Here is a 14,227-nt window from a genome sequence, read left to right on the forward strand (position 1 = left end):
GAAACGACAGCATGATTTAGCTTTATTTTTTTCATTGTCATTTTATATAGGCTAGTCTGTAGGAGATTCCAAAACTATTAAACGTGAAACAACAAAACTTTAGAAGAATAATAATACTGTACATAAGGAGTCCTTATATTGAAAAATTTCATCATCATCGTAACAAGCGTCATCATCATGTCTCTCACAATAGGAACGGTTTATTTTCAAAAATCTATTAAAGTCAAGCATCCGCCTTTAAGCCACAAAATCGTTGAGGAAAATGGTCAATCTTCGCCAGGTAAATTAGAACAGCCTCAGCCTGATCCATTACAATCGATAAATAATGAGACCATAAGTTATTCACTGCAAAATAACGAGCTTAATATCACCTTAAATAAAGGGAAGGATTGGGTGAGAGTCCCACTTGAGACAGACCAATTATTTGACGGAGAATATAATGGAAACAAGCAACAATTAATCGATGGGAGCTACATTCTTAATGAAAATCGACTTGCATTTTTGTATTCCGAAGGACCAAATTGGGACAGCAAAAAAATAGTAGTCACCTATTCTATTAATCAAGGAAAAACTTGGGAGCACACCGTTGTGACTGATTCTTTTCCACCTATTCGTTTTAGAAAGGTAGATTTTTTAAATAATCATTTTGGATATGTGATTATATCAGGGGATCGCACGATGTCACAGGAGTTTTCGACCGTATTTTTAACAAATGATGGCGGGAAAAGCTGGACAGAGACAAACCATTCTGGCAATACAAGATTAATTTCGGATGGCGGTTTCATAGATGAGTCATTAGGCTTTCTATCCTTTGGAACAATTAATCCTGAAGAGCCTGATCTTTATTTGACAAAAGATGGAGGACAATCTTGGGAAAGTGCTGTCTTTCGTATACCAGATGAATACCAACATATTTTTGTTTCCGCAGAAATTCCATTTAAAGAAGGGAATCATTTAGCAGTATTGGTCAATCAAGGTCCAAATGGTGATTATGACGGCGGTAAAGTGAAGGGAAAATTTACTTCTGAAGATAATGGTAATACATGGGATTTCGTCGAGGAGGTAAAGCCAAATGAAGCAGAATAGAAAACGGCTGAGCAAGCCTGCTGGCTGGATATTATTTATTTGTGCGCTAGGCTTGTTCTGTGTGCAGATCGGTTATTTATTTGTAAATGCTAAATATCAAGCAGAGTATATTGACGACCGCCTTTTCTATATCATCAATATCGCTTGTGCATTATGTTTAGCATTAGCTATATGGTTTTTACTTGAAATCAATAAAGCGGTCAAACTAGTTACACTTTGTGTGATCATCTTATTTATCATTTCTTCAGGTGGCCTGCTTGTTAAAAGCAACCAGGAAGTCAATCATATTACAAGCCTTTCACCTGATTGGAAACATGTATTATCTATCAAAGAAAATGTTGAAAGTGGAGACGCCATTTACTATCGATCGTATTATGGGATATTAGCCCGGCCAAAAGAAAGACTGCATAATCAAATAGATGGAGAGGTAAAGGTTGAATGGCTTGCAAACGATATTGCAGTACTGACATATAAAATAGAAAATCAAACCGTTCAACAATTTATCGCTACGTATGGTGACCGAGGTGGCGGCCTTGCCTATTATTATGTAGGAGCCGAAATTCACGGCCGCTGGCAATTCGATGATATCGAGGTCGAGAGTAATACAGAAGGAATCACTGTAACTGAAAACGGAACAACAGATTCATTTCAATGGGACGATATCGTCCAGTTTGGCACGCTTGCAGTCGTTTTAATGAAAAATAATGAAGCAGCATGGACCTTATCATTAAACGAAGATTTCGACGTTCATTCCGCTGCTAACACAGCTCCTACTGGAACGATTAGTTTATATAAAGCAACGTTAGAAAAAAATAAACCATATACTCTTACTTATAGACTTCACAATGAGGGCAGTGACTGAAACCATATGAAATGGATATGGCAGAAACTTGTTTGAAAGAATTATATACAAAATAGTCAGGCATTCCTTTACTTATGGAATGCCTTACTTAATGGGAGAAAACTAAAGGTGTTTGAAAAATATGGAAACCTTTTTGATCATCATTCGTACAGATAACTAGAAGCTTATTAAGGAGGGCGTACCTATTTTGCAAATGCAATCACAAACATCACAAAATACTGAGATAGTAACAAAAAGAGAAATAAGCACCAGAATTTTTTTAAACATGTACGGCCTTTTAACTTTTATAGGGTGGATGTTATCAATCTTTACCATACCAGTATCTGTAAATGAACATATGGAATTTTTTTATAATAAAGAATTAATTTTAAAAACAAATGAAATAAAAGATTTTTTAGTTTTTTTATTTTGTTCTGCACTGATTTATTTTAGTGTAGTAAATGTTTATTTTAAGCGTAAAAAGTAGCGTTTCAATCAAAATCTATTATGCGAAGTTATAGGCGTGTATCTTTTTATGTCTTTATTGTATTGGTGAATTTAGCTATTATTGTCGCCAAAAAATATCTTAGAGATCTGCTTCATGTAAATGAATCGCAAAGGATGAAATTTCTACATCATTCTACATAATTGTTGTGATATTTTCAAAAATATACAATTTTCACTTTCGAGATTAATAGATAATATGTTATATTTAAAATAATTTAATAAATCAATTTAAATAAGTGCTCACATTTGTGAGTTAAAAGGGAAGCTAGTGAAAGTCTAGTACAGCCCCCGCTACTGTAAAAGCTGATGAAATTACATGCCACTGAGAAATTGGGAAGGCGTAAGAGTAAAATGAAGCTGAAGTCAGGAAACCTGCTTATTTAAACGACACTTGCTTTTCGGAGGGAGAAGTATAGGCGAGACAATAATACCTATTGTTTTTGTGGTTCAGTATAATTTTTTATATTGTAATTTCGCATGCCTGTATTCCTATGTAAAGGAGCACAGGCATTTTTTATTTGGAGGAATGCCTATGAATAAGAATAAAGGAAAGATTTTTGTTGTTGGTTTCGGTCCCGGAGACAGCGAGCATATAACAAAACGAGCGATCGATGCCTTACAGCAAAGTGATAATATTATTGGCTATAAAACATATGTCGAGTTAATTGAACATTTAGTCACCGCTAAATCCATTGTTAGTACAGGGATGACAGAAGAGGTTTCGCGCGCACAAGAAGCCGTAAAGCAGGCTGAAGCTGGCAATATCGTCTCTGTTATTTCAAGTGGCGATTCAGGTGTATATGGCATGGCCGGTTTAGTGTATGAAGTGCTCGTTGAAATGGGCTGGACTGAGAAAGATGGTGTTGCTGTGGAAATTGTTCCTGGTATATCGGCAATTAATTCATGTGCGAGCATATTGGGCGCGCCAGTCATGCATGATTCATGCACGATCAGTTTAAGTGACCATTTAACGCCTTGGACGGTTATTGCCAAGCGGATTGAAGCGGCTGGCATGGCTGATTTTGTGATTGCTTTATATAACCCGAAAAGCGGACGGCGGACACGACAAATTGTGGAAGCACAAAATATTTTACTGAAATATCGTTCACCTGATACACCAGTGGGGCTTGTGAAAAGCGCTTATCGTGAAAACCAGAATGTAGTTTTGACAACACTGGCGGAAATGCTTGAACACGATATAGGAATGCTGACAACAGTCATAATCGGGAACTCATCTACGTTCTTTTATGACAATAAAATCATCACTCCACGAGGATATCAGCGCAAATATACGTTAGGTGAAGGAAAACAAAGTTTAAAACCGCACCAGCGCTTGAAAAAGGAAGCGGAGCCATGGGCATTAGACCAAGATACAGGTGAAGCGCAATCTGGATATGAGCAAATCGTAAAACCGAAACAAGAAATCAGCTCAGTAGATATGGCTTTTAAAGCTTTATCTATGGTGACAAAAACCGAATTAGAAAATCCATTTTTAGTACAGCAGCCGATTGAAGATGTATTTGAATTTTCCGTGTCGCCTGGTGTTGCAAATAAAATGATTACGCCAGAGCAAATGCGTGTATTAGCAGAAGCCATCGGCGAGAAAGGCACACTAGAATATACACCTGATCATCGTTTTTTAGTGAAGCTTCCTACAGATCAACCTGAAACGATTGTTAAAAAACTTGAACAAAGTAACTTGGTCGTCATGCCAGTAGGCGATGTTGTAAATTTAAAGGCTTGTGATTTTTGTTACGGGGAAAAAGCTGACTCTATCCCATATGCAGAAGAAATTGCTGCTAAATTAGGGGGGATAAAGCTTCCGAAAGAATTGCATATTGGTTTTAATGGTTGCGGCATGGCATGTTATCGCGCGGTATTTGATGATATAGGAATTGTTTACCGCAAGAAAAAGTTTGATTTATTTATTGGCGCAAAGCCAGTTGGCCGTACAGCCCATGCTGCTCAGCCCGTTGCAGAAGGGTTAGAACCAGATCAATTATTGCCGCTATTAACTAAAATAATAGAAGAATACAAAGAAAATGCCCATCCAAATGAACGACTTTTTAAATATTTTAAACGAGTGAAAAAAATTCAGCATTTTAACTACCACGATATGAGCTCCAAAATCGAGGTAGAGCCAGCACCCTGTGGAGATTAGGAGGAAAGAATGATCTTTTTTTTAGCAGGTACAAGTGATGCGAGAGCATTAGCCATTCATTTGCAAAATCACGGCTATTCTCTATTAGCCACGGTTGTTACTGAATCTGCAGCCGAAAGTTTAAGAGCAAACGATATTTCCTGTCAAGTCGGTCGGCTATCATTGGATGAAATGATAGCGCTTATAAATAGGCATAAAATGACCATTGTCATTGATGCTAGTCATCCTTATGCGGACGAAGCGTCGAAAACAGCCATGGCAGCAGCAAAAGCGTGTGCCATTCCATATATTCGATATGAACGTCCAAAAGAAAGGTTTAGTTCTCCGCTAATTACAGAGGTTGATAGCTATGAAGAGGCAGCTAAGTTAGCTCACACTCATCAAGGAACGATTATGCTAACAACAGGCAGCAAAACATTAGAATTATTTGCGAAATATTTATTGCGTGATGAGATCCGACTTTTATGTAGAATTCTTCCAAATGTAGAAAATATGGAAAAGTGCAATCAATTAGGCATTAAACAAAAGAACATTATTGCGATTCAAGGTCCGTTTTCGGAATCATTAAATAAATCTTTATGCGAGCAATATGAGGTGACCTTAATGATTACAAAAGAAAGCGGAAAAGCGGGGGCAGTAGATGAAAAAATGACTGCTGCGCTCCAGTTAGGCATTCCTGTTATTTTAATTAAACGACCAGCACTTCTTTATCAAAATTTTTGTACTTCTTTTGAAGAAGTCACTCATCTATTAGGAGGTTTTATTTATGGCAAACATGAACTTTAATACAAAATTCACTCCAGTCACTGTAGATCCAGATAAAATTTATGATCATAGTTTCGCAATTATTAAAGAAGAAATGGGTGATCATCCATTTACAGATGAGCAATGGTTAGTTGTTCGAAGGGTAATCCATGCTTCAGCAGATTTTGAGCTAGGACGCAGCATGATTTTTACACCTGATGCAATTGAAGCCGGGATTGAATCAATCTTAGCCAGCCGTCATGTCGTGGCCGATGTACAAATGATTGAAAGCGGCTCAGGACGTAAACGATTCCAAAAACATGGCGGAGACTTACATTGTTATATTGCTGATGAAGATGTGGCAAAAGAAGCAAAGGCTCAAGGTACAACCCGTGCGATAATTTCCATGCAAAAAGCAACGCGTCTACAACAAGGGGGCATTTATGCCATTGGCAATGCACCAACCGCATTGTTAGAGCTTATTCGTTTAATTAAAGATGGTGTCGCTAAGCCAGACTTAATTATTGGAATGCCAGTTGGATTTGTTTCAGCAGCAGAATCGAAGGAAGAGTTAGCAGTACTTGAAGGCATTCCATTTATTACGAACAAAGGTAGAAAGGGTGGCAGTACAGTGACAGTAGCTGCACTTAATGCCATTTCACTTATGGCAGATGAGCGTGCAAAACAAGAGAAATAAAAAAGACCCTTCCCAAATGCGTCATGGCTACACGACAGGCGCTTGCGCAGCAGCAATGACAAAGGCAGCCATACAAGCACTTATAACAGGGAAAGTATCGAATGAGGTAACGATTTATTTACCAGTTGGACAGTATGCAACCTTTAAAGTAACAGCGTATGAAATGTTGGATGACCGAGTTATGTGTGAAACGATTAAAGATGCCGGTGACGATCCAGATGCTACACATCAAGCGCGCATTCAAAGTACTGTCCGTTTTTTACAAAAGGAATGTATACATATAGATGGTGGAGTCGGTGTCGGGCGGGTGACGAAAGCGGGGCTTCCCGTTCCAGTGGGACAGGCAGCGATTAATCCCGTACCACGCAAAATGATTGCTGGTGTTGTACAAGAAGCGATAGAAAGCTTCAAATTGGTGAATGGAATCGAAGTCATCATTTCCGTACCAGATGGGGAAGAAATCGCTAAAAAAACTTTGAATGGCCGCCTTGGTATTATTGGCGGTATCTCTATATTAGGCACGCGAGGAACAGTCGTTCCATTTTCAAGTTCCGCTTATATGGCAAGTATTGTTCAAGCTATCAATGTTGCAAAGGAAGCAGGGTGTGAGCATTTAGTCATAACAACTGGGGGACGCAGTGAAAAGTTTGCAATGAAGCAGTATCCTCATTTACCAGCAGAAGCATTTATTGAAATGGGCGATTTTGTCGGATTTACGTTAAAGAATATTGCCAGGAAGAAAATTCGGAGCGTGTCATTAGTAGGAATGATGGGGAAGTTTTCTAAAGTTGCACAAGGCGTGATGATGGTTCATTCAAAAAGCGCGCCTATTAACTTTGCATTTCTTGCTGGTGTTGCAAATAAAATCGGGGTGGATGATGCGACACAGTCTGAAATATTACAGGCGAATACTGCTTCACAAGTTGGTGAAATGCTTCAAGGAAACGAAGCATTTTTTGAAGCACTTTGTAAAAATTGCTGCTACTACGCACTCAATCACATGAATACTGACATGAATGTATCGACAACATTGTATGCCATGAATGGAAACTGTTTAGGAAAGGCTGAGAATATTGACAAATTGGATGAAAATGATTGGTATAGGGGATAACGGCGTGGAAGGATTGCTCCCCCAATATATAGAGTGGATTGATGAATGTGATTTACTTGTAGGCGGCGAGCGGCATTTGGATTTTTTTCCGTTGTTCAAAAAAGAGAAAAAAGCAATTAAAGGCGGATTGTCAGCGTTAACCGCTGAAATACAGCAGGAAACCCGTAATGTCGTTATTTTAGTGTCAGGCGATCCATTGTTTTATGGTCTTGGCGGTGTGCTTGCGAAAAAACTTTCATTAGAAATCTATCCATATACGAGCTCGGTCCAGCTTGCTTTTTCAAAAATGCAAGAAAGCTGGCAAGATGCATATATTGTCAGCCTGCATGGTCGTTCCATAAACGGTTTTGCACAAAAAATTGATGGGCGAAAAAAAATTGCAATTTTAACAGATGAAACAAATACTCCGCAAGCTATCGCAAAATATTTAAGGAAATTCAGCATGACAGAATACGATGCCTTTGTTGCTGAAAACTTACAAGGAGAAAACGAGCGTTGCCGTTTCTTTGCATTAGCAGAAATGGAACAAGCTTCATTTTCTCCTCTAAATGTAGTCATTTTAAAGCAGCGCGAAGCTGTTGAACGTTCATCAATTGGCATTCCAGACAATGCATTTATTCAGCGAAAACCAGATAAAGGCTTAATCACAAAAAAAGAAATTCGCACGCTTTGCTTGCAAGAGCTAGAGCTTAAAGAAAACAGCATTGTCTGGGATATTGGAACTTGCACGGGTTCAGTAGCAATCGAAGCAGCAAAAATTGCGCGTGAAGGTGCGGTATTTGCCATTGAAAAAAATGAGAAGGATCTTGAAAACTGCTTAGAAAATCAATTAATACATCGTACCGATTTTGTTGCAGTGCAAGGGAAAGCACCTGAACGCTTAGATGAATTTCCAGATCCGCATGCAATTTTTATTGGCGGCAACGGAGGAAATATGGAGCATTTATTGCAAACATGTGTTTTCCGCTTACAGCCAAATGGCCGCCTAGTGATGAATATTGCTACGATAGAAAACTTGGCAGAAGCGCAGCAGCACTTAAAATCGCTAGGCTGTGATGTATCAATCATACAAGTGCAAATTTCAAAAAGTAAGCCTATTTTAAATTTAACGCGATTTCAGCCGTTAAATCCAATCTTTATTGTGACAGCAAAGAAAGGAATCGAAAAATGAGAATCGGAACTTTATATGGATTAGGTGTCGGGCCGGGTGATCCGGAATTAATCACTGTAAAAGCATTTCGTAAATTACAAGAGAGCCCTGTCATTGCTTATCCTAAGAAATTAAGAGGCAGTAAATCTTACGCTCATCGGATTATCGAGGTGTATATTAACCCAGCAGAAAAAGAGATGCTTGGCTTAGTTTTCCCAATGACAAAAGATGAAGCGACATTGCATGCTGAGTGGTTAAAATCAGTGGATGCCATTTATAGCTATTTAATTCAAGGAAAGGATGTTGCATTTGTTACTGAAGGGGACCCGATGCTGTTTAGCACATTTATTCATATGATGAATTTGTTTCAAGCGATGCATCCGGATGTACCGATTGAAACAGTGGCAGGCATTTCGTCTTTTAACGGTTCCGCTAATCGCTTAGGCGTTGCATTAGCAAATGGCGATGACCATGTTGCGATGGTCCCCGCTACGGAAAATATGGAAGAAATGCGCCGTGTGATTGAAAGTCATGATGCGATTGTCTTTATTAAAGTAGCCAAAGTATTAGATGAGATGCTGGATTTATTAGATGAAATGAAGCTATTAAAAAATACACATGTAGTTACGAAGGTTACATCTGATGAAGAGGTCATTTGGAATGTCAATGAACTTCGTGGGACAGATTTAAATTACTTGTCATGTATGGTGGTGCGCAAATAATGAAGAAAATTTGGATTATTGGTGCAGGTCCGGGAGATCCGGATTTAATAACGGTAAAAGGTTTGAAGTTATTAAAAGCAGCTGATGTTGTCATGTATACCGATTCACTAGTAAGTGAAACATTGGTAGCGGAAGCGAAGGAATCAGCAGAGATTATTCGTACTGCTGGGATGCATCTGCAAGAAATGGTCGATTGTATCGTTGAATTTGTCAATGCTGGCAAAACGGTTGTACGTTTACATACAGGCGATTCATCGATGTACGGTGCAACGATGGAGCAAGTAGCACTGCTTAAGCAGCATGGTATCGGTTATGAAGTAGTGCCTGGTGTAAGCTCTGTCTTTGCATCTGCAGCAGCAATTGGCGCGGAGCTAACAATCCCTGATTTAACACAGACACTTATACTAACACGAGCTGAAGGTCGTACACCTGTACCAGAGCGTGAAAAATTACAAGCATTGGCAAGCCATCACTGTACGATAGCCATGTTTTTAAGTGCGACATTAACAAAAAAAATTACAAAAGAATTGCAGGCAGCGGGCTGGACAGATGATACGCCAGTTGCAGTTGTGCAACGTGCTTCATGGCCAGATCAAAAAATTATTCGTACAACATTAGCTGAATTAGATGAAGCAATGCGTGTCAATGGCATTCGCAAGCATGCCATGATTTTAGCAGGCTGGGCTTTAGATCCTCATATTCATGAAAAAGATTATCGTTCGAAGCTATATGACAAAACATTTACACATGGCTTCCGTAAAGGTGTGAAAGCTGATGATTAGTTTGCGTGAAGGTGAAATTCCAGCAGTTGAAAAGCGTAAACCATATGCCCTCGTTGCCATAACGAAACATGGAGTGGCACATGCAAGAAGCTATGCGGAAAAATTTCCGTATGCCGACCTTTATTATATGAAAAAATTCGAGCAAGGCGACGAAGCTATGCGCCAAATTCAATTATTTGATGGGACAGTTCGTCTATTATTACCCGCTTTATTCCAGCAATATAAAGGGATCATTTGCATCATTTCGCTTGGAGCTGTTGTTCGCATGATTGCACCACTATTAATTGATAAAAAGAAAGACCCTGCCGTATTGGTAGTCGACGATAAAGGTCAATATGTAGTCAGTGTATTATCAGGGCATATCGGCGGCGCCAATGCCTTAACAAATGAATTTGCAAACGCGATTGGTGCAACACCTGTCGTTACAACCGCTTCAGATGTTCAAAAAACGATCCCAGTGGATTTATTTGGCGCCCAATTTGGATGGGTGTGGGATAGTGAAGAAAAATTAACAGCTGTCAGTGCATCTGTTGTCAATGAAGAGCATGTTGCAATCATACAAGAAGCGGGAGAGAGAAACTGGTGGATGCACGATCGTCCTATGCCAGCCAACTTAAAGATTTACCCATCAACAAATGAAGCGATTGTTGCTAAGCCGCAAGCAACACTACTAATTACAGATCGTTTACTTGATGAACATGAAGAAGTGCTGATCAATAACGGAGTGATTTATCGACCAAAATCAATTGTGCTTGGCATAGGTTGTAATCGTGGCACTGCAATGGAAGAAATTGAACAAGTAATAGATGAAACATTGACGGAGCTGCGTATAAGTAAAAAAAGTGTTAAAGCTGTAGCAACCATCAATTTGAAGAAAAACGAAACTGGCTTGCTTGAATTAATCGCTAAACATAATTGGTCATTTGGTACTTACACACCTGAAGAGCTGAATGAAATGCCGTTGCAGAACCCATCGGAGACAGTTTTTAAGTATACAGGGGCTTATGGGGTAAGCGAACCTGCGGCATTGCGATATGCGCATGCAAAGGAATTATTACTAGAGAAAAAGAAAAGCGGCAATGTCACTATATCCGTTGCTAAGGTCAACTTCGAGGAGGGGTCATCATGCAGCGATTTATTCTAGCCGGTACAGGGAGCGGTGTTGGCAAAACAACGTTCACAATCGGTATTATGCGTGCACTTATGAAGCGCGGTTTAACAGTACAGGGGTTTAAATGCGGGCCAGACTATATTGATCCAACCTATCATACCGCAGTTACTAACCGCGCATCTCGAAATATTGATAGTTTCATGATGTCCCATGATGTCGTTCGTGCTATTGTCGCTAGAGCGAGTGCAGATGCAGATGTAGCTGTTATAGAAGGAGTAATGGGCTTTTATGATGGCAAATCCCCATTATCAAATGAAGGATCTGCTGCTCATATTAGTGAAATAACAAAAAGTCCAGTTATCTTAATTGTCAATGCAGCAAGTATGGCAAGAAGTGTAGCAGCGATTGTTAAAGGTTTTCAAATGTTAGATGAAAATTCCAATATAGTTGGTGTAATTGCTAATCAATTAGGAAGTAAAGGCCATTTTGAAATTGTTAAAACAGCGATTGAAAAAGAATGTGGAATACCCGTCATTGGCTATTTATTAAAAGAAGCGGTACCTAAGATACCGAGCCGTCATTTAGGTTTAGTACCTGCTATTGAACGCGGTGATTTAGATTCATATTTTGATAAGCTTGCAACAGCAATCGAAGAAACAGTTGATATTGAACAGTTACTTGAAATTACAAAGGCACAATCCATTGCTGTATCAGCATCAATTTTTGATGAACAGCCGCAACTACAAAAGGTGCATATAGCCGTTGCAAAGGACGCTGCCTTTAACTTTTACTATGAAGAAAACTTAGAATTATTGCGGGCAAATGGAGCAATCTTGCATTTCTTCTCCCCTTTGCAAAACGAGAAAGTACCGACAGCAGCACAAGGACTTTATATCGGTGGCGGTTTCCCTGAAGAGTTTGCGGATCAATTAGCAAAAAATGAGGGCACAAAGCAATCCGTACGTGCCGCTATCGAGCGAGGACTGCCAACATTAGCTGAATGCGGCGGTTTTATGTATTTAACAGAAGAAATCATAAATCGTCAAGGGCATACATATCCAATGCTCGGAGTGATACCAGGACGTGTGCGGATGCAAACTAAGTTAGCGGCGCTTGGCTATCGAGAAATTACAGGAATGGCTGGTAACTTCTTTATGAGTGAAGAGGATTCCGCGAAAGGGCATGAGTTCCACTATTCATCGTATGAGGGAGAGCATGCATCACCGGCTTTTTTTAGCAAAGGTCGTTTCCGTGCTCAGAAAGAAGGCTATTTGCAAAAAAATCTTGTAGCAGGCTATACTCATTTCCATTTTGCTTCAAACCCACAAATAGTTAAAAATTGGTTGGCTGCATGTTTGGAGGTACAGCAATGAATTATTTCCCACTATTAATGAATATTGATTATAAAAAGGTTGTCATTGTTGGCGGCGGCCATGTAGCTCGTCAAAAAGTAGAAGCATTACTTCCAACAAAAGCTCAAATGGTTTTAATTAGCCCGACTGTAACCGAAACATTGCAACATTTTATTGATGGAGGGCTTGTGACATGGAAAGAAAAAGTATTTGAACCAGCTGATCTAGATAATGCAGCACTAATTTTTGCTGTTACCAATGATAAAAAAGTTAACAATGCAGTAGAAGAAGCCACACAGCATTGGCAGATGCTTAGTCGTGCAGATGCAAAAGGACGTGTTGATTTTATCAATCCAGCAGTCGTTCGCCGCGGTGATTTTATTGTGACAGTATCAACCTCTGGAGCAAGTCCGGGCTTAACTCGTCGCATAAAAATGGATTTAGCAGAGCAGTTTGGAAATCATTATGCACAATATGTAAGTTTTTTAAAGGATGCACGTCAGCGAATTTTACAAGTATATACGGGCGCTGAGAAAACACAAATACTCGCTGAACTTTTGGATCCACAATTATTACAGTGGGTAGAGCAAAATGAAAAACAAAAATGTGAAGCTTGGCTACAGCAACGTCTAGGAGAACAACAATGAGCGGTTATGTATATATTGTAGGTGCTGGTCCTGGAGCGCCAAAACTATTAACAATAAGAGGACTAGAGTGCATTCAACAAGCAGATGTGATTTTATATGACCGTTTAGTAAATCCAGAATTATTAACCTATGCAAAAGCTGATGCCGAATTCATTTATTGTGGTAAAGAGCCAGGTAATCACGGACTAATACAGGATGAAATTCATCGGATTTTAGTGGGACAAGCAAAGCTTGGGAAGCATGTGCTTCGCTTGAAAGGCGGCGACCCATTTGTCTTTGGACGTGGTGCTGAAGAAGCAGCGATTTTGCGGAAAGCCAATATCCCATTTGAAATTGTGCCTGGAATTACAGCGGGGATTGCCGCGCCAGCTTATGCAGGAATTCCGGTTACACATCGTGATCATGCTGCGAGCTTTGCCATCGTTACTGGTCATGGCCGAGCTGAAAAAGAGCAAGACTTTTTAAATTGGGCTGCCCTTGCACATATTGATACGGTGGCATTTTATATGAGCGTAGGCAATATCGCACATATTACAAAAAGCTTAATTACATACGGCAAAAGCGAATCAACTCCTGTTGCAGTCATTGAATGGGGTACAACTGAAAACCAGCGTACGATCACAGGCAAACTGGCAACAATTGCACAGGACATTCAAAACCATCGCATCTCTAACCCTACAATGATTTTAGTAGGAGATGTTGTTAACGTTCGTGAGCAAATTGCTTGGTTTGCAGAAAAGGAGCATAAATTATGTTAGCAGAATTAAAACAGCGTCGTGCCATTCGCCAATTTAAAACGCGCGAAGTGGAACGCGACAAAATTGAGACTTTATTAGAAGCAGCGACCTACGCACCAAATGACCGCATGCGCGAGCCTTGGCATTTCTATGTAATACAAGGCGATAGCTTAAAACGTTATGAACAAGTGGCACTTGATTATTTACAAAAACGCTTTCCAACGAAGCCGCATTTAGTTGAAAGTTCAATGAAAGCAATCACTCATACTCCGCTTATCATTGTGGTGACATCAGCGATTGTTGATGGAGATTCAGGTGCTACAAAGGATAATACCTTTGCAGTCAGCAGTGCCATTATGTCGATGTGGCTAATGGCCGAGCAGTTAGGCTTAGGGATGGTATGGCGTACACGCGGGGTTGGTCTCGTGCATGATACGGCATTACATACGTTTATCGGAGCATCGGATGCTGAACAATTAGTAGGGACGTTATGCATTGGTTACCCAGCAGAAGAAATCGAATCTACAAAAAAGCGCACACCATTTACAGAAAAAACCACTTGGCTATAAGGAGGCTTGT

The 14,227-nt window shown here is 39.7% G+C and carries 15 protein-coding genes and 1 riboswitch; all 15 genes read left to right on the forward strand.

Translation table 11 applies throughout. The annotated features are described in order from the left end of the window. Positions 1-138 precede the first annotated feature (138 nt). The 15 genes from CWS20_RS08545 to CWS20_RS08615 all read left to right on the forward strand — a co-directional run bounded on the left by CWS20_RS08545 (position 139) and on the right by CWS20_RS08615 (position 14,217). Entirely contained in the window at positions 139-1,086 is a 948-nt protein-coding gene (locus tag CWS20_RS08545; RefSeq protein ID WP_066198223.1) for a WD40/YVTN/BNR-like repeat-containing protein, read from the forward strand. Next, a complete protein-coding gene (locus tag CWS20_RS08550) occupies positions 1,073-1,948 on the forward strand; it encodes a hypothetical protein (RefSeq protein ID WP_066198219.1) in 876 nt (291 codons plus the stop codon). The genes CWS20_RS08545 and CWS20_RS08550 overlap by 14 nt, the downstream gene beginning before the upstream one ends. Before the next feature lie 187 nt (positions 1,949-2,135). Then, a complete protein-coding gene (locus CWS20_RS08555; protein ID WP_066198216.1) occupies positions 2,136-2,414 on the forward strand; it encodes a hypothetical protein in 279 nt (92 codons plus the stop codon). A 237-nt stretch (positions 2,415-2,651) separates the two neighbouring features. Then, positions 2,652-2,828, forward strand: a riboswitch (cobalamin riboswitch). Between the two features lie 138 nt (positions 2,829-2,966). Continuing rightward, positions 2,967-4,595 carry a precorrin-3B C(17)-methyltransferase gene (cobJ, locus tag CWS20_RS08560; RefSeq protein WP_066198214.1) on the forward strand — a complete coding sequence of 543 codons (1,629 nt, stop codon included), beginning with the start codon at positions 2,967-2,969 and terminating at the stop codon, positions 4,593-4,595. Between the two features lie 9 nt (positions 4,596-4,604). Next, positions 4,605-5,381 carry a precorrin-6A reductase gene (cobK, locus tag CWS20_RS08565; protein WP_066198211.1) on the forward strand — a complete coding sequence of 259 codons (777 nt, stop codon included), beginning with the start codon at positions 4,605-4,607 and terminating at the stop codon, positions 5,379-5,381. Next, the gene (locus CWS20_RS08570) at positions 5,362-6,036 is read left to right on the forward strand and encodes a precorrin-8X methylmutase (RefSeq protein WP_066198208.1); all 675 of its coding nucleotides are present in this window, start codon (positions 5,362-5,364) and stop codon (positions 6,034-6,036) included. Before cobK ends, CWS20_RS08570 begins: the two co-directional genes overlap by 20 nt. After that, entirely contained in the window at positions 6,011-7,147 is a 1,137-nt protein-coding gene (locus tag CWS20_RS08575; RefSeq protein WP_066201643.1) for a cobalt-precorrin-5B (C(1))-methyltransferase, read from the forward strand. Before CWS20_RS08570 ends, CWS20_RS08575 begins: the two co-directional genes overlap by 26 nt. Next, positions 7,122-8,318 carry a bifunctional cobalt-precorrin-7 (C(5))-methyltransferase/cobalt-precorrin-6B (C(15))-methyltransferase gene (locus tag CWS20_RS08580; protein ID WP_066201641.1) on the forward strand — a complete coding sequence of 399 codons (1,197 nt, stop codon included), beginning with the start codon at positions 7,122-7,124 and terminating at the stop codon, positions 8,316-8,318. Before CWS20_RS08575 ends, CWS20_RS08580 begins: the two co-directional genes overlap by 26 nt. Further along, positions 8,315-9,019, forward strand: a complete 705-nt coding sequence (gene cobI, locus CWS20_RS08585; protein WP_066198206.1) for a precorrin-2 C(20)-methyltransferase — start codon at positions 8,315-8,317, stop codon at positions 9,017-9,019. Before CWS20_RS08580 ends, cobI begins: the two co-directional genes overlap by 4 nt. Beyond that, positions 9,019-9,801 (forward strand): precorrin-4 C(11)-methyltransferase, encoded by a 783-nt coding sequence (cobM, locus tag CWS20_RS08590; RefSeq protein ID WP_066198203.1) that lies wholly within the window; start codon positions 9,019-9,021, stop codon positions 9,799-9,801. Before cobI ends, cobM begins: the two co-directional genes overlap by 1 nt. Beyond that, entirely contained in the window at positions 9,794-10,945 is a 1,152-nt protein-coding gene (locus tag CWS20_RS08595; RefSeq protein ID WP_066198200.1) for a cobalt-precorrin 5A hydrolase, read from the forward strand. The genes cobM and CWS20_RS08595 overlap by 8 nt, the downstream gene beginning before the upstream one ends. After that, complete coding sequence (locus CWS20_RS08600; RefSeq protein ID WP_066198198.1) at positions 10,927-12,285, forward strand: cobyrinic acid a,c-diamide synthase CobB; 1,359 nt, start codon at positions 10,927-10,929, stop codon at positions 12,283-12,285. Before CWS20_RS08595 ends, CWS20_RS08600 begins: the two co-directional genes overlap by 19 nt. After that, positions 12,282-12,911: a precorrin-2 dehydrogenase/sirohydrochlorin ferrochelatase family protein gene (locus tag CWS20_RS08605; protein WP_066198194.1), complete on the forward strand. Its 630-nt coding sequence runs from the start codon at positions 12,282-12,284 to the stop codon at positions 12,909-12,911. The genes CWS20_RS08600 and CWS20_RS08605 overlap by 4 nt, the downstream gene beginning before the upstream one ends. Beyond that, positions 12,908-13,669 carry a uroporphyrinogen-III C-methyltransferase gene (gene cobA / locus CWS20_RS08610; protein WP_066198191.1) on the forward strand — a complete coding sequence of 254 codons (762 nt, stop codon included), beginning with the start codon at positions 12,908-12,910 and terminating at the stop codon, positions 13,667-13,669. The genes CWS20_RS08605 and cobA overlap by 4 nt, the downstream gene beginning before the upstream one ends. Continuing rightward, on the forward strand, positions 13,663-14,217 hold the full coding sequence (locus CWS20_RS08615) for a nitroreductase family protein (RefSeq protein WP_066198187.1): 555 nt from the start codon (positions 13,663-13,665) through the stop codon (positions 14,215-14,217). Before cobA ends, CWS20_RS08615 begins: the two co-directional genes overlap by 7 nt. Positions 14,218-14,227: the final 10 nt, after the last annotated feature.

This window comes from Cytobacillus horneckiae (genome assembly GCF_002835735.1).
Taxonomy (GTDB): Bacteria; Bacillota; Bacilli; order Bacillales; family Cytobacillaceae; genus Cytobacillus; species Cytobacillus horneckiae.